The sequence below is a fragment of the Streptomyces sp. NRRL S-350 genome (assembly GCF_000719705.1).
Taxonomy (GTDB): domain Bacteria; phylum Actinomycetota; class Actinomycetes; order Streptomycetales; family Streptomycetaceae; genus Kitasatospora.
In genome coordinates, this window is the sequence record NZ_JOHO01000005.1 from 190,251 (window position 1) to 209,655 (window position 19,405).

General features: G+C 73.4%; 17 protein-coding genes. 5 read left to right on the forward strand and 12 right to left on the reverse strand.

Going from position 1 to position 19,405, the window contains the following annotated elements:
• Nucleotides 1-99: 99 nt before the first annotated feature.
• From acnA to IF30_RS0107750, 3 genes are all read right to left on the reverse strand, one after another.
• Nucleotides 100-2,745 (reverse strand): aconitate hydratase AcnA, encoded by a 2,646-nt coding sequence (gene acnA / locus IF30_RS0107740; RefSeq protein ID WP_030233854.1) that lies wholly within the window; start codon nucleotides 2,743-2,745, stop codon nucleotides 100-102.
• Nucleotides 2,746-2,928: 183 nt separating this feature from the next.
• Nucleotides 2,929-3,084 carry a hypothetical protein gene (locus IF30_RS47580; protein WP_158834822.1) on the reverse strand — a complete coding sequence of 52 codons (156 nt, stop codon included), beginning with the start codon at nucleotides 3,082-3,084 and terminating at the stop codon, nucleotides 2,929-2,931.
• Between the two features lie 4 nt (nucleotides 3,085-3,088).
• Nucleotides 3,089-4,159 carry a hypothetical protein gene (locus IF30_RS0107750; RefSeq protein ID WP_063752531.1) on the reverse strand — a complete coding sequence of 357 codons (1,071 nt, stop codon included), beginning with the start codon at nucleotides 4,157-4,159 and terminating at the stop codon, nucleotides 3,089-3,091.
• A 29-nt stretch (nucleotides 4,160-4,188) separates the two neighbouring features.
• On the opposite strand from IF30_RS0107750, the gene IF30_RS0107755 reads away from it, so the two are divergent.
• The 3 genes from IF30_RS0107755 (at nucleotide 4,189) to IF30_RS0107765 (ending at nucleotide 5,795) form a co-directional block, all read left to right on the forward strand.
• On the forward strand, nucleotides 4,189-4,551 hold the full coding sequence (locus tag IF30_RS0107755) for a hypothetical protein (RefSeq protein ID WP_030233861.1): 363 nt from the start codon (nucleotides 4,189-4,191) through the stop codon (nucleotides 4,549-4,551).
• Between the two features lie 156 nt (nucleotides 4,552-4,707).
• Nucleotides 4,708-5,115 carry a type II toxin-antitoxin system VapC family toxin gene (locus IF30_RS0107760; protein ID WP_030233864.1) on the forward strand — a complete coding sequence of 136 codons (408 nt, stop codon included), beginning with the start codon at nucleotides 4,708-4,710 and terminating at the stop codon, nucleotides 5,113-5,115.
• Nucleotides 5,116-5,261: 146 nt separating this feature from the next.
• The gene (locus tag IF30_RS0107765) at nucleotides 5,262-5,795 is read left to right on the forward strand and encodes a superoxide dismutase family protein (RefSeq protein WP_037899251.1); all 534 of its coding nucleotides are present in this window, start codon (nucleotides 5,262-5,264) and stop codon (nucleotides 5,793-5,795) included.
• 50 nt (nucleotides 5,796-5,845) lie between these two features.
• On the opposite strand, the gene argF is transcribed toward IF30_RS0107765, so the two are convergent.
• The 4 genes from argF to IF30_RS0107785 all read right to left on the reverse strand — a co-directional run bounded on the left by argF (nucleotide 5,846) and on the right by IF30_RS0107785 (nucleotide 11,436).
• Complete coding sequence (gene argF, locus IF30_RS0107770) at nucleotides 5,846-6,847, reverse strand: ornithine carbamoyltransferase (protein WP_030233866.1); 1,002 nt, start codon at nucleotides 6,845-6,847, stop codon at nucleotides 5,846-5,848.
• A gap of 229 nt (nucleotides 6,848-7,076) precedes the next feature.
• Complete coding sequence (locus tag IF30_RS0107775) at nucleotides 7,077-9,608, reverse strand: polynucleotide kinase-phosphatase (RefSeq protein ID WP_030233868.1); 2,532 nt, start codon at nucleotides 9,606-9,608, stop codon at nucleotides 7,077-7,079.
• Nucleotides 9,596-9,733, reverse strand: coding sequence for a hypothetical protein (locus IF30_RS47585; protein ID WP_158834825.1), 138 nt, complete (start codon nucleotides 9,731-9,733; stop codon nucleotides 9,596-9,598). Before IF30_RS47585 ends, IF30_RS0107775 begins: the two co-directional genes overlap by 13 nt.
• Nucleotides 9,730-11,436 (reverse strand): methyltransferase, encoded by a 1,707-nt coding sequence (locus tag IF30_RS0107785; protein WP_051709423.1) that lies wholly within the window; start codon nucleotides 11,434-11,436, stop codon nucleotides 9,730-9,732. The genes IF30_RS47585 and IF30_RS0107785 overlap by 4 nt, the downstream gene beginning before the upstream one ends.
• A gap of 140 nt (nucleotides 11,437-11,576) precedes the next feature.
• Here IF30_RS0107785 and dapD point away from each other — a divergent pair, with 140 nt between their 5' ends.
• A complete protein-coding gene (dapD, locus tag IF30_RS0107790; protein ID WP_030233873.1) occupies nucleotides 11,577-12,581 on the forward strand; it encodes a 2,3,4,5-tetrahydropyridine-2,6-dicarboxylate N-succinyltransferase in 1,005 nt (334 codons plus the stop codon).
• 122 nt (nucleotides 12,582-12,703) lie between these two features.
• On the opposite strand, the gene helR is transcribed toward dapD, so the two are convergent.
• Complete coding sequence (helR, locus tag IF30_RS0107795) at nucleotides 12,704-14,863, reverse strand: RNA polymerase recycling motor ATPase HelR (RefSeq protein ID WP_030233875.1); 2,160 nt, start codon at nucleotides 14,861-14,863, stop codon at nucleotides 12,704-12,706.
• A 373-nt stretch (nucleotides 14,864-15,236) separates the two neighbouring features.
• Between helR and IF30_RS0107800 the strand changes: the two genes are divergently transcribed.
• Nucleotides 15,237-15,473 carry a hypothetical protein gene (locus IF30_RS0107800; protein ID WP_030233877.1) on the forward strand — a complete coding sequence of 79 codons (237 nt, stop codon included), beginning with the start codon at nucleotides 15,237-15,239 and terminating at the stop codon, nucleotides 15,471-15,473.
• On the opposite strand, the gene IF30_RS43300 is transcribed toward IF30_RS0107800, so the two are convergent.
• From IF30_RS43300 to IF30_RS0107820, 4 genes are all read right to left on the reverse strand, one after another.
• Nucleotides 15,419-16,201: a DUF6099 family protein gene (locus IF30_RS43300; RefSeq protein WP_051709425.1), complete on the reverse strand. Its 783-nt coding sequence runs from the start codon at nucleotides 16,199-16,201 to the stop codon at nucleotides 15,419-15,421. The genes IF30_RS0107800 and IF30_RS43300 overlap by 55 nt on opposite strands.
• 149 nt (nucleotides 16,202-16,350) lie before the next feature.
• Entirely contained in the window at nucleotides 16,351-16,740 is a 390-nt protein-coding gene (locus IF30_RS0107810; protein ID WP_199807835.1) for a nucleotide pyrophosphohydrolase, read from the reverse strand.
• A complete protein-coding gene (locus IF30_RS0107815) occupies nucleotides 16,737-18,248 on the reverse strand; it encodes an AAA family ATPase (RefSeq protein WP_051709427.1) in 1,512 nt (503 codons plus the stop codon). The genes IF30_RS0107810 and IF30_RS0107815 overlap by 4 nt, the downstream gene beginning before the upstream one ends.
• A gap of 172 nt (nucleotides 18,249-18,420) precedes the next feature.
• Entirely contained in the window at nucleotides 18,421-19,260 is an 840-nt protein-coding gene (locus tag IF30_RS0107820) for a putative RNA methyltransferase (RefSeq protein ID WP_030233890.1), read from the reverse strand.
• Nucleotides 19,261-19,405 lie beyond the last annotated feature (145 nt).

Sequence of the window (19,405 nt, forward strand, 5' to 3'; positions counted from 1 at the left end):
ATCCGTTTCCCGGGGCGGCGATCCGGCACGCGGAAGCGGAGAACGCGAAGGGGCCGGACCGCGCGATGCGGTCCGGCCCCTTCAGGCGCTGGGCGCGGCTCAGCCGATGAGCGAGCGCAGCACGTACTGCAGGATGCCGCCGTTGCGGTAGTAGTCCGCCTCGCCGGGGGTGTCGATGCGGACGACCGCGTCGAACTCCTTCTCGCCCGCCTTGACCTTGACGGTCTTCGGGGTGCGGCCCTCGTTGAGCTCGGTCACGCCGGTGATCGAGAAGGTCTCCTCGCCGGTCAGGCCGAGGGACTCGGCGTTCTCGCCCTCCGGGAACTGCAGCGGCAGGACGCCCATGCCGATCAGGTTGGAGCGGTGGATGCGCTCGTAGGACTCGGCGATGACGGCCTTGACGCCCAGCAGCGCGGTGCCCTTGGCGGCCCAGTCGCGGGACGAGCCGGAGCCGTACTCCTTGCCGGCCAGGACGACCAGCGGGATGCCGGCGGCCTGGTAGTTCTGCGAGGCGTCGTAGATGAACGACACCGGCGCGTCGGCCTGGGTGAAGTCGCGGGTGTAGCCGCCCTCGGTGCCCGGCGCGATCTGGTTGCGCAGGCGGATGTTGGCGAAGGTGCCGCGGATCATCACCTCGTGGTTGCCGCGACGGGAACCGTAGGAGTTGAAGTCGCGCTTCTCGACACCGTTGGCGGTCAGGTACTGCGCCGCCGGGGTGCCGGGCTTGATGTTGCCGGCCGGGGAGATGTGGTCGGTGGTGACCGAGTCGCCCAGCTTGGCCAGGACGCGGGCGCCGGCGATGTCGGTCACCGGGCTCGGGGTCTTGGCCATGCCCTCGAAGTACGGGGGCTTGCGGACGTAGGTCGACTCGGTGTCCCACTCGAAGGTGTTGCCGGTCGGGACGGGCAGCGACTGCCAGCGGTGGTCGCCGGCGAAGACGTCCTGGTAGCCCTTGTCGAACATCGCCTCGTCGATGGAGCCGGCGACGGTGTCGGCGACCTCCTGCTCGGACGGCCAGATGTCGGCAAGGAAGACGTCGTTGCCGTCGGCGTCCTGGCCCAGGGCGTCCTTGGTGATGTCGACGTTCATGTTGCCGGCGAGGGCGTAGGCGACCACCAGCGGCGGGGAGGCCAGGTAGTTCATCTTGACGTCGGGGTTGATCCGGCCCTCGAAGTTGCGGTTGCCGGAGAGCACCGAGACGACCGCGAGGTCGGACTCGTTGACGGCGGCCGAGACCTCCTCGGGCAGCGGGCCCGAGTTGCCGATGCAGGTGACGCAGCCGTAGCCGACCAGGTTGAAGCCCAGCTTCTCCATGTAGGGGAGCAGGCCGGCCTTCTCGTAGTAGTCCATGACGACCTTGGAGCCGGGCGCCAGGGTGGTCTTGACCCAGGGCTTGACGTGCAGGCCCTTCTCCACGGCCTTCTTCGCCAGCAGGGCGGCGCCCAGCATGACGGAGGGGTTGGAGGTGTTGGTGCAGGAGGTGATCGAGGCGATCACGACCGCGCCGTTGTCGATCTCGTAGGTCGAGCCGTCGGGGGCGGTGACGGTGGTCGGCTTCGAGGCCTCGGCGGAGTAGGTCGGCAGCGCCTCGGCGAACTTCTCGGCGGCCTCGGCCAGGATCACGCGGTCCTGCGGGCGCTTCGGGCCGGAGATCGACGGGACGACGGTGGAGACGTCCAGCTCCAGGTACTCGGAGTAGACCGGCTCGACCGACGGGTCGTGCCAGAGGCCCTGCTCCTTGGCGTACGCCTCGACCAGGGCGAGCTGCTGCGCGTCGCGGCCGGTCAGGCGCAGGTAGTTGATGGTCTCGGCGTCGATCGGGAAGATCGCGCAGGTCGAGCCGAACTCCGGCGACATGTTGCCGATGGTGGCGCGGTTGGCCAGCGGGATGGAGCCGATGCCGTCGCCGTAGAACTCGACGAACTTGCCGACCACGCCGTGCTTGCGCAGCATCTCGGTGATGGTGAGCACCAGGTCGGTGGCGGTGGTGCCGGCCGGCAGCTCGCCGGTCAGCTTGAAGCCGACCACGCGCGGGATCAGCATGGAGACCGGCTGGCCGAGCATCGCGGCCTCGGCCTCGATGCCGCCGACGCCCCAGCCCAGCACGCCCAGGCCGTTGACCATGGTGGTGTGCGAGTCGGTGCCGACGCAGGTGTCCGGGTAGGCCTGGCCGCCGCGGACCATGACCGTGCGGGCCAGGTGCTCGATGTTCACCTGGTGGACGATGCCGGTGCCCGGCGGGACGACCTTGAACTCGTCGAACGCGGTCTGGCCCCAGCGCAGGAACTGGTAGCGCTCCTTGTTGCGGCCGTACTCGATCTCGACGTTCTGGGTGAACGCGTCCTTGGTGCCGAACTTGTCGGCGATGACGGAGTGGTCGATGACCAGCTCGGCCGGGGCCAGCGGGTTGATCTTGTCCGGGTCGCCGCCCAGCTCCTTGACGGCCTCGCGCATGGTGGCGAGGTCGACCACGCACGGCACACCGGTGAAGTCCTGCATGATCACGCGGGCCGGGGTGAACTGGATCTCCTGGCTCGGCTGGGCGTCGGCGTCCCAGTTGCCGAGGGCGCGGATGTGGTCGGCGGTGATGTTCGCGCCGTCCTCCGTGCGGAGCAGGTTCTCCAGCAGCACCTTGAGGCTGTACGGCAGCCGCTCGGAACCCTCGACGGCGGAGAGCTTGAAGATCTCGTACGACTCGTCGCCCACCTGCAGCGAGCTGCGGGCGTCGAAGCTGTTCGCGGACACGACTGACTCCTTCTGGGTGCTTCGTGCGATATCCGGCCGCCATGCGATGGTAAGGTCAGCCTTAGTTAGGCTCGCCTTGCCCGCATCGCCGGGGAGCGCCTCTCGGCAAGTATCTTGATGTCGAGATATATCGTAATGGGCAGTTATCTCGATGTCGAGATAAACCATAGTGCATGCCGTGGCTCACTGGTCGTCCGGGCCGCGCCGCTTGCGCTCCAGCCTGATCAGCCAGACCGCTCCCGCCACCACCGCAGCCGCCATCAGCAGCACCACCACAAGCTCACCACCGGAACCGCCGGTCGGCGAGGGGGCGATGTCCGCCAGCAGGATCGTCCTCATCTCTTCACCTCCCCTCCCCCTGCGTTCCCCACCGGCCACCCGCCGGCTCCCCCGGACCCGGGCGACCCGGGCGACCCGGGCGACCCGCGCCCGGACCGAGTACCAGCATCAGCAGCACCGGGAACTCGAGATACGCGTGATAACTGGCCAGCGCCGCGTACAACGACCGGCCCTGCAGGTAGTCCACCGCGAACAGCAGCGCCAGCAGCGCGCCCGCCCCCGCGCCCAGCGCCCACGCCCGCACGCCGCGCAACGCGGGCACCCGGGCATCGAAACGCTCCGCCGCCTCCGGCGCGTACCGGGGCAGGAACCACACCCACACCACGTAGTGCATCGTCTGCAGGAAGGCGAACACCGCCAGGAAGCGCAGACCGCCCTCCGGTGTCAGCCAGGCCGGCGGCGTGTAGGCGGCGGCCAGCCGGTCCGTCCAACCGCCCGGGCGCTGCGACAGCAGACCGTCCAGCAGACCGCTCAACAACAGCGCCGGAACCAGCACCACCCAGGCACCCTGCAACGCCAGGAACGCCGCGCGCCCGCGCCGCAGCCGACGCGACCACTCGACCAGGAACAGCAGCGGCACCACGTTGTGCAGGTGCGCCAGCACCACGAAGTGGTACGCCGGGAACGCCAGCGACAACGCACCCGCCCCGAGCAGCAGCACCGCTCCCCCGGCCGACAGCCACGGCCGCCCGCGCAACCCGTACCGGCCGGCCGCCGCCAGCAGGCCGTACGCGAGCAGGATCTCCGCCCACTGGGACACCCGCGAAGGCGGCAACAGACGGCACAGCACGATGCCGGTCACCAGCACCAGCAGCAACCGCAGCAGCGGGCCCGCCAGGACGGCGGCGAAACGGCCCGCCACGTAGCGCAGCTCCAGCACGTTGTGCAGCAGGCCGAAGACGGCCAGGCCCAACACCGCCAGGCCCGTCGGCGCCCGCAGGGCCAGGGCCAGCGCCGACGCGGCCGACAGCGCGAAGCCCGCGAACGGCGCCGCGCCCAGCCGGACCGCCGGGCCCGGCGCGGGCCAGACCGGCACGGCCGCCGACACCGGTACGGGTGCGACCTCGGTGGCCATGGTCCCCTCCCCGTGGCACGATCCCCGCCGTGCCCTACGCCCTCGCCCTGACCCTGACCCTGCTGGTCGAGGTCCCCGTCTACACCGCCGCGCTCACCCGGGCCGGCGGCCTGCGGCCCACCCGGGCCGCCCTCGCCGCCGTCCTCGTCAACCTGGCGACCCACCCGCTGCTCTGGTCGTCCCTGCGGCCGTACTCCACCGGGCCCGCCGCAGCGTACTGGACCGCCTTCGGGCTCGGCGAGGTCGGCGTCTGCCTCGTCGAGGGCGCCCTGCTCGCCCCGCTCACCGGACTGTCGCCGCGCACCGCACTGCCCTGGGCCGCCTCCGCCACCGCCAACGCGGCCTCGGTGCTCGCCGGACTCCTCCTCGCCGGGCTCCTGCACCGCCGCTGAACCGCCCACCCGCGCCCGTCCCCCGGCGGCCACCCGCGCCCGTCGGCCGACGCCCACCCACGCCCGTCGGCCGACGCTCCGACCGGTACGGTGGCGGGTGATGTGGGCAGGCGGAGCAGGACGGAACAGAGCGGGACGAGCAGGGGGAAGCCGCCGGTGATCGTGGTGGACGCGTCCGCGCTGGTGCTGGCACTGGCCGACGAAGGCCCGCGCGGGGCCGCCGCCCGGACCGAACTCGCCTCCGACCGCGAGTGGTTGGCGCCCGAACACATCCTGGTCGAGGTCATGCAGTCGCTGCGCGGCCTGTACCTCGCCAAGGAACTGACCGCCGAGAGGGTCGCCGAACTCACCGGCGAGCTGGCCGGAGTGGCGATCCGCAAGGTCGAGGTGGCACCACTGCTCGGCCGGATCTGGGAGCTCAAGGACAACCTGACCCCGGACGACGCCGCGTACGTCGCGGTCGCCGAACTGCGCGGGGCGCCGCTGATCACCGCCGACCTGCGGCTGATGCGGGCCAGCGGGCCGCGCTGCGAGATCCGGGGGATCCGGCGCGAGCCGGTCTGAGGGCGGCCGCCGACGCCGACGCGCCCGATCTTCGCGGGCCTCGGTGTTCTGGCGGGCCCTGGCGCCGTTCGCGGGGATCGGTGTCCTTCCCCGGCCGGCGCCGTTAGCAGGGGGACCGTCGCCCTGCCCCGTGGAAGGCCCGACCGATGACCGCTCCGCTCGCCGCCGCCCTGCTGCCGCTGGCCCTGCTCGCCCCCGCCGCCTCGCCGGTCTCCGTCGTCGAGGCGGACTTCGACCCGGCCACCGCCTTCGTGCCACCGGCCGCCGTCAGCTACGCGACCGACCTGGTTCCGTACGGCTCGCACGCCCGGGTGGTCACCGACCGCTCGGTGGCCGGCCGGACGGTGCTCACGGTGACGGTGTCCGGGCTCGCCCCCGACCACGAGTTCCCCGTGCACCTGCACACCGGCACCTGCGGGGCCGACCCGGCCGCCTCCGGCCCGCACTACCAGGACGCGGTCGACCCGGTGCAACCGTCCACCGATCCGGCGTACGCCAACCCACACAACGAGCTGCGGCTGGTGCTGCGCACCGACGGGCAGGGCGAGGGCGCCGCCACGACCGCGGTGGACTGGCAGCCGCGGCCGGGCGAGGCCCGCTCGCTGGTGCTGCACGCCGGCACCCCGGTCGGCCCGCACGCGGCGGGCGACCGGGTGGCGTGCGTCAAGCTCGGGAAGTAGCCCGGGATGTAGCTCGGGAAGCAGCTCGGGCAGTAGCTCGGGCAGTCTGCTCAGGAGCCGAGGGTGGCGACCAGGACCGCCTTGATGGTGTGCAGGCGGTTCTCGGCCTGGTCGAACACGATGGAGTGCGGTGACTCGAACAGCTCGTCGGTGCACTCCAGCTCGGTCATGCCGGTCGTCTCGTACATCTGCCGTCCCAGCACCGTGCCGAGGTCGTGGAAGGCGGGCAGGCAGTGCAGGAACTTCACGGCCGGGTTGCCGGTGGCCCGGACGGTCTCCATGGAGACCTGGTAGGGCTTGAGCAGCTCGATCCGCTCGGCCCAGACCTCCTTGGGCTCGCCCATCGAGACCCAGACGTCGGTGTAGAGGAAGTCGGCACCGGCCACGCCCTCGGCCACGTCCTCGGTCAGGGTGATCCGGGCGCCCGTCGACTCGGCCAGCGCCTGGGCAGACTTCTGCACGTCCTCGGTCGGCCAGAGGGCGCGCGGGGCGACGATCCGGATGTCCATGCCGAGCAGGGCGCCGGTGACCAGCAGCGAGTTTCCCATGTTGGAGCGGGCGTCGCCGAGGTAGGCGAGGGCGACGTCGGTGAGCGGCTTGACGGTGTGCTCGGTGACGGTGAGCACGTCGGCCAGCATCTGGGTGGGGTGCCACTCGTCGGTGAGGCCGTTCCAGACCGGGACACCGGCGTGCTCGGCGAGTTCCTCGACGACCTCCTGGCCGTGGCCCCGGTACTCGATGCCGTCGAACATCCGGCCGAGCACCCGGGCGGTGTCCTTGATGGACTCCTTGTGGCCGATCTGGGAGGCCGACGGGTCCAGGTAGGTGGTGGTGGCGCCCTGGTCGTGGGCGGCGACCTCGAAGGCGCAGCGGGTGCGGGTGGAGGTCTTCTCGAAGATCAGGGCGATGTTCTTGCCGCGCAGCCGGGGCTGCTCGGTGCCCGCGTACTTCGCCGCCTTGAGCCCGGCGGCGAGATCCACCAGGAAGCGGAACTCCTGGGGCGTGAAGTCGAGCTCCTTGAGGAAGTGCCTGTTCCGGAGGTTGAAGGCCATACCGGGCTCCTGGTGTGACGGGACGGGGGGAAGGCTGGCAAGTGTATACGACTGTTGGAATTTCTATACAGCGGGGGTTCGGGCAGGGCCGCCCCGCCGTGGGTCGGCACCGCTACCGCCGCTACAGCCGCTGCGGGCGCTGCAGGCGGGATCGAGCGACGGGGCGACGGGGCGACGGGGCGACGGGGCGAACCGCTGCAGGCGGGATGAGGCGGCAGGCCGACAACCGCTACAGCCGGGGGTCGACCGGCTCCGACTCCAGCGCGAGCACCGCGAACACCGGCTCGTGCACCCGCCACAGCGGCTCCCCGGCCGCCAGCCGGTCCAGCGCCTCCACACCCAGCGCGTACTCGCGCAGCGCCAACGAGCGCTTGTGGCCCAGCGAGCGCCGACGCAGCCGGTCGAGGTGCTCGGTGTAGTCCGGGCCGTAGACGATCCGCAGGTACTCCCGCCCGCGCACCTTCACCGCGGGCTGCACCAGCCCGCCCGGACGGCCTTCGCCGCGCGCGGTCCGCACCAGCGAGGCCAGCGGCCTGACCACCATGCCCTCGCCGCCCGCCCCGGTCAGCTCCTCCCACCAGACAGTGGCAGCGGCCGTCGAAGCCTCGTCCTCGGTGTCCACCAGGACCCGGTCGGTGCGGTGCAGCACGGGCTCCTCCCCGTCGTCGGCCGCCACCAGGCGGTCGATCCGGGCCAAGTGCTCGTCGTGCGGGCGCACCGCGAGGTTCGCCCCTTCGGCGGCCAGCAGCTGGAACGGCGCCAGCCGGACACCGGACAGGCCCTCGGTCGGCAGGCAGCAGCGCCGGTACGCCTCGGTGAACGCCCGCACGTCCGCGGACCGCTGCCGGAGGCGGCCGGTCAGGTCGGCCACGTCCAGGCCACGCCCGGCCGCCCGCTCCAGCGCCGACAGCGCCTCCGGCAGGGCGGCGCCCGCCGCCGCGCCGACCGCCGCGTACCGGCGGCGAAGCCGCTCCGCCGCCTTCAGCGACCACGGCATCAGCTCGGCGTCCAGCAGCAGCCACCCCGTGCCCAGCTCCTCGAACAGCCCGGCGCGCTCGGCGGAGGCCCGTACCCGGTCGAGCACGGCGGTGGTCAGACCGTCGTCGTCGGGGAACGCGCGGCCGGTGCGGGTCCAGATCGCACCCGGGCCGGCCACGCCGAAGCGGCGCTCCAGCGCGGCCCCGTCCCGGGCGACCAGCAGCACCACGCGCGAGCCCGCGTGCTTCTCCTCGCACACCAGGTGCCGCACGCCGTCCGCGCGGTAGGCGAGGAAGGCCTCCTCCGGGTGCTCCAGGTAGCCGTCCCTGCCGGAACTCGCGCTCGGCGCCATCGTCGGCGGGAGGTGGACGAGCAGCCGCGGGTCCACCGCGAAACGGCTCATCACCTCCAGCGCGGCCGCCGCGTTCTCCTCCCCGACGGCGACCTGCCCGTGCAGACCCGTCTCGACCACCCGGCGCCCGGCCACGTCGGCGAGGTCCAGCGGACGGCCCTCCCGGGCACCCGGCGCGTCCGCGATCAGCGGGCGCGCCGGGGCGTACCACTCGCGCTCGGCCTCCACGCCCACCAGCTCCCGCTCCGGGTAGCGCAGCGCGGTCAGGCTGCCGCCGAAGACGCAACCGGTGTCCAGGCAGACGGTGTTGTTGACGAAGCTCGCGGCCGGCACCGGGGTGTGGCCGTAGACCACCAGCGCCCGGCCGCGGTAGTCCTCGGCCCACGGGTAGCGCACCGGCAGGCCGTACTCGTCGGTCTCGCCGGTGCTCTCCCCGTACAGCGCGTGCGAGCGGACCCGGCCGGAGTCGCGACCGTGGTACCTCTCCGGCAGACCGGCGTGGCACACCACCAGGGCGCCGCCGTCCAACAGGTAGTGGCTGACCAGGCCGCGCATGAACGCGCGCACCTCGGCCCTGAACTCCTCGGACTCTCCCGCCAGCTGCTCCAGCGACTCCCGCAGGCCGTACGCGACGGTGACCTTCCGGCCGTCCATCGCCCGGCCGAGCTTGTTCTCGTGGTTGCCCGACACGCAGATCGCGTGGCCGGCCGCCACCATGCCCATCACCAGGCGCAGCACGCCCGGGGTGTCGGGGCCGCGGTCGACCAGGTCGCCGACGAAGACGGCGGTCCGGCCCGCGGGGTGCACGGCGTCCACCGGGCGGCCCTCGGCGTCCCGGGCGAGGGAGTAGCCGAGACGGGTCAGCAGGGTCTCCAGCTCGGAGCGACAGCCGTGGATGTCACCCACGACGTCGAACGGGCCGGTGAGGTGGCGCAGGTCGTTGCGGCGCTTCTCCAGCTCGATCCCGGCCGACGCCACCTCGGCCTCGCCGCGCAGGACGTGCACCCTGCGGAAACCCTCGCGCTCCAAACCGTCCAGCGAACGACGCAGTTCGCGGTGCTGGCGCGGGATGACGTACGCGGGCAGCCGGCGGTCCGGGCGGGAGCGGTTGCGCTCGGCGCACACCCCCGGCGGGACGTCCAGGACGATCGCGATCGGCGGCACGTCGTGCTCCCGGGCGATCCGGACCAGCCGGCTGCGCGCCTCGGGCTGCACGTTGGTGGCGTCCACGACGGTCAGCCGGCCGGCCGCCAGGCGCTTGCCCACGATGTGGTGCAGGAGGTCGTAGGCCTCCGCGGAGGCGGACTGGTCGTTCTCGTCGTCGGCGACCAGGCCCCGGCAGAAGTCGGAGGAGACCACCTGGGTGGGCAGGAAGTGGCGGCGGGCGAACGTGGACTTGCCCGCGCCGCTGGTACCGATCAGGACGACCAGGGAGACCTCGGTGACGGGGAGGCGGCGGGGGCGGTGCTCCCGGTCGCGTCGGCGGCGGCTGCGGCGTCGTCGACGGCTGCTGCGGCTGCGGTGGCTGCGGCGTCGGCTGCGGCGGCGTCGGTCATCGGGATTCGCCTCCTTCGGGGGTCGTCGGCTTGGAGGTCATCGGCTCGGGGGTCGTCGGCTCGGGGGTCGTCGGCTCGGAGGTCGCCGACTCGGGGGCCGACGGGTCGGCGGCCGTCCGGAACAGGGCGAGCTGGGTGGGAGCGCCGACCTCCTCGTCCTCCGGGCCGACCTGGCGCAGCACCACGGTGTAGCCGTAGGCAGCCGCGACCTTCTCGGCCCAGGCGCGGAACTCGGCGCGGGACCACTCGAATCGGTGGTCGGCGTGCCGGGTGCCGCCCGTCGGCAGGTGCGCCCAGCGGACGTTGTACTCGGCGTTCGGAGTGGTGACCACAACGGCCCGCGGGCGGGCGGCACCGAACACGGCGTACTCCAGGGCCGGCAGCCGAGGCAGGTCCAGGTGCTCGATCACCTCGCACAGCACCGCCGCGTCGAAACCCTTCAACCGGGCGTCGGTGTAGGTCAGCGCGCCCTGGGTCAGCCTCACCCGGGCCGCCTGCGGCTCCGGCAGCCGCTCCAGGCGCAGGTTGCGGTTCGCCGCCTGCAGCGCCCGGACGGACACGTCCACGCCGAGGAGTTCGGCGAACCTGTTGTCCTTGAGCAGTTCGCCGATCAGCTCGCCCCGGCCGCAGCCGAGGTCGGCCACCCGGGCGGCGCCCGTCTCGCGCAGGGCGGCGAGGATCGCGGTTCGGCGCTGCTCGGCGAGGGACGGCGGACCGGACAGCTCCGGCTCCGGCTCCGGCTCCGGGTCCTGGTCCTGGCCCGGTTCCCGGGTTCCCTCCGGTTCCCGGGTCTCCCCTGGTTCCTGGACGTCTCCCAGCTCCTGGATTTCCTCGGGCCGGTCGTCGACCGCGTTGTCGATCTCCCCGACCTCACGGTCGTCCGCCTCCGCCAGGCGAACCAGCTCCGGGCGCTCCGTCTCGGGCCGGGTCAGCGACCGGCGCCGGGCGAGGTAGCGGCGGGTGATCAGGGCCCGCTCCGGGTGGGCGGCCGGCCAGCCCTCGTCGGCGGTGAGCAGCTTGTCCACCTCGTCCGGAGCGGCCCAGTAGTACTCGGCGCCGTCCAGCACCGGCAGCAGCACGTACAGCTGCTGCAGCGCGTCGGCGAGCCGTACGGTCTCGGAGGCCAGCACGATCCGCACGTACGGGGAGTCACCCCACTCCGGGAACGCCTCGTCCAGCGGGATCGCCGTCGCCTCGACCCGCCAGCCCAGCGGCTCGAACAGCCGGGCCACCAACGCCGGGCCGCCGTCGCCCCCTCCCCGGCCGCTCGCGGGCACGGCGGGCACGGCGGGCGCGACGGACACGACGGGCAGTTCGATCCTCAGCGGGCGGGCCTGGCCCGGCAGTTCGGGGCGGGCCGGGCAGTCACCCTTCATCGCGGACCGGAACACCGTCCGCAGCGCCACCGCGAGCAGCGAGGACGCGGCGTAGGGGCGGTCGTTGACGTACTGGGCGAGCGCGACCGCGGGCGAGCCGTCGCTCCCCCTGCCCGCGCCCCGGCCCTTGCGGACCAGCGCGATGGGGTCGACGTCCAGCAGCAGCGCCGCCGTGCAGACCTCGTCCCCCGCCTCCGGGTAGAAGACGTGGGCCGCGCCGTGCGACGTCGTGAACCGCTGGACCTTCCCGGGGTGCTGGTGCACCAGGAACCCGAGATCGGTGGCCGGGCTCGCCGCGCTGCCGGTGGTGGAGATCGACATGAACACCCGTCGAAGTATTGCCCAGCCGCAGAGCCCTGAGCACAGGGTTTTCCCGCCCCGCGCCCCCGGGCAGGGGTGTCCGTCCGACCCGTCCGCACGGTGGGCGTGTTCGGCACGGGAGCGCCCCATTGGTTAACGTGCACGATGTGACTGCTGAATCCACCTCCCTCGAATCGACCTCCCCGGCGAACGGCGCCGTGGCCGCCGGCCTGGCCACCATCGCCGCCGACGGCACCGTCCTCGACACCTGGTACCCGGCCCCGGCGCTGGCCGCCGAGCCCGGCCCGGCCGGCACCGTCCGTCTGACCACCGAGCAGGCCGAGGCCGAACTCGGTTCCGGCGCTGCCGAGGCGCTGCGCGCCGACGCGCGCCGTGGCGTCGAGGTGGTCGCCGTGCGCACCACCATCGCCTCGCTGGACGAGAAGCCGCTCGACACGCACGACCTGTACCTGCGTCTGCACCTGCTCAGCCACCGTCTGGTCAAGCCGCACGGCCAGAACCTGGACGGCATCTTCGGGCTGCTGGCCAACGTCGCGTGGACCAGCATCGGCCCCGTCCCGGTGGACAAGGTCGAGCAGGCCCGTCTCGCCGTCCGCGCCCAGGGCGGGCAGCTGGCCGTCTACGGGATCGACAAGTTCCCGCGGATGACCGACTACGTCGCCCCGACCGGTGTGCGCATCGCCCACGCCGACCGCGTCCGGCTCGGCGCGCACCTGGCCGCCGGCACCACCGTGATGCACGAGGGCTTCGTCAACTTCAACGCCGGCACGCTGGGCACCTCCATGGTCGAGGGCCGGATCAGCGCGGGCGTCGTCGTCGGCGACCACAGCGACATCGGCGGCGGCGCGTCGATCATGGGCACCCTGTCCGGCGGCGGCAAGCAGGTCGTCTCGGTCGGCGAGCGCTGCCTGCTCGGTGCCAACGCGGGCATCGGCATCTCGCTCGGCAGCGACTGCGTGGTCGAGGCCGGCCTCTACGTCACCGCCGGCACCCGGGTCACCACCCCGGACGGCACGGTGGCCAAGGCCGTCGAGCTGTCCGGTCAGGACAACCTGCTGTTCCGCCGCAACTCGCAGAGCGGTGCGGTCGAGGTCATCGCCCGCTCCGGCTCCTGGGGCGGCCTGAACGCCGACCTGCACGCCCACAACTGAGGTACGGGCACAGGCTCCTGGGGTCCGGCGCCGATCGGCGTCGGGCCCCGCTCGGCGTCGGGCCCCGTCCGGCGTGGGGCCCCGCTCGCGTCGCGGGCCCGCCCTACGTCTCCTCTCCTCCCTCACGCACTCCTGAGGATCACCAGCCGCTGGGTCGCCCGGGTCATCGCGACATAGCGGTCGACGGCTCCCTCGACGCCGCCTCCGAACGCCTCCGGATCCACCAGGACGACCAGGTCGAACTCAAGCCCCTTCGACAGCTCCGGGGTCAGCGACCGGACCCGGGGCCGGGCTCGGAAGCCGGGCGCGCCGATCACGCAGGCGACTCCCTCGGCGTGCTCGGCGAGCCAGTCGTCCAGGATCGCGTCCAGCTCGGAGGCGGACCCGTGGCCCACCGGGATGCCGCTGCTGCGGACGGAGGTCGGCACGTTGGCGTCCGGCAGCGCGGCCCGGATGGCAGGCTCGGCCGCGGCCATGACCTCCTCCGGTGTCCGGTAGTTGATGCTCAGCGAGGCCACCGTGGTCCGGTCGAGTCCGATCCGCGCCAGCCGCTCCTCCCAGGACTCGGTGAAGCCGTGCCTGGCCTGGGCGCGGTCCCCGACGATGGTGAAGCTCCGGGACGGGCAGCGCAGCAGCAGCATCTGCCACTCCGCGTCGGTCAGCTCCTGGGCCTCGTCCACGACGATGTGGGCGAACGGCCCGGCCAGCGGCTCCGGATCGGCGACGGGCAGGACGCTCTGGTCGACCAGGGTGTCCTGGAGGTCCTGCCCGCGCAGCATCGTCACCGCGCCCTCGCCGTCGTCGTCCGCCTGCAGCAGGTCCCCGATGACGTCGGCCATGCGGGCTCGTTCGGCGGCGGCCGCGGCCTCGTGCCGGCGTTGCCGCAGGGCTGCCTCCGGATCGCCGAGCCGCTGCCGGGCCGCGTCCAGGAGCGGCAGATCGGGCACCGTCCACGCCTGGGGCGCGTGCTTGCGCTGCAGCTTGCGGACCTCCTCGGCGTCGAGCCAGGGCGCGCACATCCGCAGGTAGGCGGGCACCGACCAGAGGTCTCCGACGAGGTCGGCGGCTTCGAGCAGCGGCCACGCCCGGTTGAGGGTCTCCACCAGCTCCCGGTCCTGCCGCAGCGACCGGCGGAACAGCTCGGGTGACACCTCCTCCCCGTCCCCGTCGAGCTTGTCCAGCAGGATCGTGGCGAGTTCCGCCCAGATCTGCTCGCGCGCCTCGTTGTGCGGGGTGCCCGGATCCGGCGCGTCGAACGCGTCGGACCAGTCGTCGGCGCTCAGCCAGAGGTCGCCCCAGTGGGTCGTGACCGCCATGCCCTCGGTGGGCGGCTCCTCGTAGAACCGGACGGCCTTCTCGATCGCCTTGACCATGTCGACCGACGACTTCAGCCGGGCCACCTCCGAATCGGCTTCGGCCTCCGCCTTCGCCCCCTCGGCGACGAGGTCCCGCACGGTGCAGGTCCGCACTCCCTCCTCGCCGAGGCTGGGCAGGACGTCGGCGACGTAGGCCAGGTACGGCTGGTGCGGGCCGACGAACAGCACGCCGCCCCGCCGGTGGCCGAGCCGGGGATCGGAGTAGAGCAGGTACGCGGAGCGGTGCAGGGCGACGACCGTCTTCCCCGTGCCCGGTCCGCCGTCGACCACGAGGGCGCCCCGGGAGCCGGCCCGGATGATGGCGTCCTGGTCGGCCTGGATGGTGGCCAGGACGTCCCGCATCCGGGCGGACCGGTTGCCGCCCAGGCTGGCGATGAACGCGGACTGGTCGTCCAGCGCGGCGTGCCCCTCCAGGGCCTCGGCGGCGAACACCTCGTCCCAGTAGTCGCCGATCCGGCCGCCGCTCCACCGGTACCTGCGGCGGCTCACCAATCCCATCGGGTCGGCGTGGGTGGCCGCGAAGAACGGCTCGGCCGCGGGTGAGCGCCAGTCGACCAGGAGCCGGCGCCCCTCGCTGTCGGTGAGGCCGAGCCGCCCGATGTACACCGGCTCGGGGTCGTCCGCGCCGACGACGTGCCCGAGGCACAGGTCCAGGCCGAAGCGGCGCAGGGCGCGCAGGCGACCGGTCAGCCTGTGGACCTCGATGTCCCGGTCCATCCCCTGCCGGCCGAGACCGCCCGGCGACCGGAGCAGGTCGTCGAGGCGGCCGGACAGTTCGGTGATCGTCTGCTCCAGGCTCTCCGCGATGGCAGCGAAGTGCCGCTCGTCACGGCCGATGAGTGCCGGGTCGGCCTTGGCGCGGAGGCGGTCGGGAAGGTCGAACGCGCTGGTGGTCAGGTGGTTCATGGCATCAGCTCCGATCTGAGGCCTGTGATTGTGCGCCTCCACGGGGGCCTTGCGGCAAGACCCCCCATGCGCTATACGTTGAGAGTGGCAAGGGGTGGGCACTCCCCCTTTCCTTCTCCCTTTTCGGCCGCCGGCCTCCTCCCTCGTCGTTCCACCGCGTTCCTTCTCCGGTGTCTTCGGTCGTCCCCGGTCATGCCGATCCGCGTCGACTCGCGCCTAGCCGAGGCCGTACCGCGGCGGCAACCCGGGCTCACCCGGGAGACTTACGGCGTACCGGAGTCGGACCGCATCGGGTGGTGCGGGGTGACCGGCCGCCGGAGCGGGTCGTTGGTCGCTGCGGCACACCGCACCACCGATCCGGAGAGGTCCCGTCATGTCCGAACCATCTGACACGCCGCAACCCCCGAGCAGGCCGACGGGCTCGGCCGACGGCACCTCGCCCGGCTCCACCGTCCCCAGGAGCCTGCTGGACCAGATGCAGGAACTGCTCGCCTCGGTGACGGCGGATCTCGCCGAGTTGCAGTCCTCTGGCGCCCGGGACGCCGACGCCGCCTCCTACCCGACCGGCACGGACACCTCCGAGGCCTCGGCCGCGCCGGGCATCCGGTAGTCCGGCACCCGTTCCCGAACCGTCGGCCCACCCGCACCGGGCGCGCCGCCGTCGTCGTCGTCCGGCGGACCGACTGCGGCCGCCGCCGTTTCGCCGTCCGCCGGATCGCCGTCGACCCGTCCGCTGTCGACCCGTCCGCCGTCGAGCCGTCCGCTGACGATCCGCTCGCCGTCGACCGGCCCGTCACCGTCCGGCGGGCCGAGCCGGACGACGAGTAACGGCGAACCACCCCCGGCCCGGGCCGGCTCCGCCCCGCCGAGCGCCGCACGGTCCTCTCCGCCGGGCCGGCCCGCCGCCTCCCGCAGCCGCCCCGTCAGGTCCTTGCACTCCGACATCGCGTCGACGCCGTCGATGCACGTCCAGTAGATGCTCTCGGTGTCGGCTCCGCAGGCCAGCACCACCAACGTCTCGCCGACCTCCTGCAGCAGGCCGTCCAACGCCCCCAACACCGGTGCCACCTCGCCGAGTTCGGTCAGCCGTGCGGCCCGGCCGCCGCTCACCAGGGCGGCTCGGACGACGGAGCGGTCCAGGCAGACCGCCGCGTGCGCTCCCGCCTCGGAGAGCTGCTGCCCCAGGCCGGTGAGCTCCTCGTCCTCCGACTCCGCCAGCCGGGCGCCCACCGCTTCGGTGAGCAGCGCGGCCTGCCGCGCCTCCGCCAGTACATCCGGTACGTGTCTGGCCTCGGCCAGGGCGTGCCGGGCCGTCTTGATCAGTCGCAGCGCCTCCATGGCCACCGCTCCTCTCGCTCGCCGTCGACCCGGGCCGCCGAAGAAGCGGCCCTGTGGTCACGGCGCAAGCGTGCGAGGAACGGTGCGGACCCGCATCCACCTTGTCAGAAGCTGTGGAAAACCCCGGGGTTGTGGATAACTTTCGTCCCTCACAAGGGTTGGTCGCCCACGTCCGAGTTGACGTCGGCGGACTCGTCCGGCACCGGGAAGCGGTGCTCGTTCCGCTCGATCTTGGCCGCGAGGGCCTCCAGCGGGTCCACCCCGACCGCGGTGCAGAACTGCAGCAGGTACGCCAGCACGTCCGCGACCTCGTCACGCACCCGGTGCGCACGCTCCGGCTCGGCCATCACCTCGGCCGCTTGCTCGGGCGTCAGCCACTGGAAGATCTCCAGCAGTTCCCCCGCCTCCACGCTCAGCGCGGCCGCCAGGTTCTTCGGCGTGTGGAAGGGTTCCCACCGCCGGGCCGCCGCGAAGTCCGCCAACCGCTGCCGCAGGGTCTCCAGGGCCGGATCCCCGGCTCCCGTCACTCGTTCGCTCACCCCTCCAGGTCTACCGCATCGCCGCCCGCGGCCCGACCGTCGCCCACCGCGCCCGCACCGTCCCCGCCCGCACCGTCCGCGGCGGCACCGTCCGCACCGGCACCGTCCCCGGCGGCATCCGGCCCGCTCCCCGGCCCGCCCTGGGCCGGTACCCGGACCGCCCCCCGGCCCGGCTCCCGGCTCGGCTCGACAGGAGCCGCCTCCCGGGCCGCCTCTCCCGCCGCCGCCTCCGGCCGCAGCACCGTGAACCCCGAATCGGGATCCCGCCGGCACTCGACGACCACCGCCGCGCCCGACCGCACGTCGCCCGCGCCCAGCGCCTCCCACGCGGCCGCCGGCTCCTGCAGTGCCGCCACCACCCGCAGCTGGCTGCGCTCCGCCATGTCCCGTGCCAGCCGCAGCAGCGAGGCGGCCTGCTCGACGGAGAGCCCGGCCCCCAGGTCCTCGGCCAGCACGGTGAGCTGCCGGTGCGCCCACGGCACCTCGGCGGCCACGTCGAGGTCGAGGACCCCGGCCCCGGTCAGCAGCACCGCGGCGAAGGCGAGGTGGCGCAGCATGCCGTCGGAGGCCTGGTCGGCACCGGTGCGCCCGAGCACGCCCTCGTCGAAGACCGCGAGGACGCGCCGCACGCCCCCGCTCTCGCGCTCGGCGAGGGTGAGGCCGAGCAGCGGGTGCGGCGCGGCGGACTGGACGACGCGCAGCAGTTGTCCGTACCGGCGCTGGCACTCGTTGCTCAGTCGGGCGATGACGGCGGAGAGGTTGGCGGCGTTGCTGCGCAGGCGGGCTCCCGGGTCGGCCGGGGCCCAGCCCCGCATCAGGGCGGGGACGGGGTGCAGCAGGAAGACCTCCCGCAACGCGGTGAGCAGGTCCTCGGTGGCGGCGAGGACGAGGCACTCGCCGGCCGACGAGCCCGCGACCCGCAGCGGCAGCTGTGCGGTGATCATGGTGCCGCTGGGGAAGGGCGCCCGGATGTCGCCCTGGCGGGTGTCGTTGTGCCAGCAGACGTTGACCCGTCGGTTGCGGACGTCCTGCTCGCCGGTGTCGACGAGGGTCCGGCCGTCGAGGGTCAGCGACTCCCGGGCGATCCGGACCGGGCCGTCGGTGCGGATCACGACGTCGAGCCGGATGCGGCCGTGCGGGGAGCGGACGGTACAGCCGAGGATGATCGCGTCCCGTCCGTGCGGCACGCATCCGTCCAGCCCGCCCCGGACGGGCGCGGCGAGGGGGCCGGCGCGGTCGGGCAGACCGTCCAGCGAATCGGCGATCTCCTCGCCGAGGGCGAGCCTGGAGAGCACTGCGAGCGCGTCCAGGGCGTTGGACTTGCCGACCCCGGCGGGCCCGTGCAGCACGGTGAGGGGCGCGAGCGGCAGGACCGCGCGCCGGTAGGACTTGAACGAGGTGAGCCGGAGCTCCTCGACGGTGGGGCGCGGGACGGGCGGCCGGTCTGGCCCCGGCGTGTCCGGTCGGAGGTGGGCCGGCCCAGCGGGCCTGGTGGCGTCGCGGTTCACCCATCGGACGTTAGCCGCAGGCCGGCGGGCGGAAACGTGCCTGCACGACAGATTCATCCCAACGTGGCGCCCCACCCCGACGCGCTGACCGACCGCGCCGACCGACCGCACCAACCGCGCCGGACCGCGCAGACAGGCAACCTGACCGCCTGCCCAAGCGGCCCCGGAGCCCTCAACGCCGGTAGGCGGCCACCGTCACCGAAGCGGTCACCTCGACGGGCTCCGGCAGCGCCGCGAGCGCGGCGGCGAGCCGCTCCGCGTCGGTGTGCCAGGCGCTGGGCCCCATGCCGACGACGGTGCGCACGTCCTGCGGGCTGAGCCGCAGGGCGAACTCGACCTCCCGCCGCCCCGCCGGCGTCAGGTACGGCCCGAGCTTCTCGTCGATCCGCCGCTGCTTCTCCTCGTCCACCGACAACAGCCCCAGTGCGTCGACGAGTTCGCGCAGGTGGCGGGCGGTGGGCGAGACCAGCAGCAGGGCGCCTCCGGGGCGCAGCACCCGGCGGATCTCGGGCCCGTTGCGCGGGGCGAACACGTTCAGCACCAGGTCGGCGGAGGCGTCGCGCAGCGGCAGCGGGCGCCAGGCGTCGCAGACGACGGCGCCGATCCGCGGATGCGCCTTGGCGGCGCGGCGCAGTGCGTACTTGGAGATGTCGAGGGCCGCGCCGACGCTGCCGGGCAGGGTGTCGAGGACGTGGGCCAGGTAGTGGCCGGTACCGGCACCGAGGTCGGCGACCAGCCGGTCGGGTTCGCCTGCGGGCGCCGCGGCGGCGGCCTCGGCGAGGGCGTCAGAGATGGGCCGGTAGTGCCCGGCGGCGAGGAAGTCCGCCCGGGCGGCGACCATGTCGGCGGTGTCGCCGGTGCCGGTGTGGGCGTCACCGGCGAGGAGGCTGACGTAGCCCTGCTTGGCGAGGTCGAAGCTGTGCCCGGTGGGGCAGCGCAGGCTGCGGTCGTGCCGGGTGAGAGCCTGCGCGCAGAGGGGGCAGGCCAGGTAGCGCTCGATGTCCTGCAGCAACGTTCCGTCTTCTCTCGCCGTACGCCCCGGCCGGTCGGGGCGCCAGCCAGCCTAACGACCCCGCCCGCCGGCCCGCGCGAACCGACTCGACGCCCCGCCCGACCACCGCCCCACCCCGCCAGCACCCCGCCAGCACCCCGCCAGC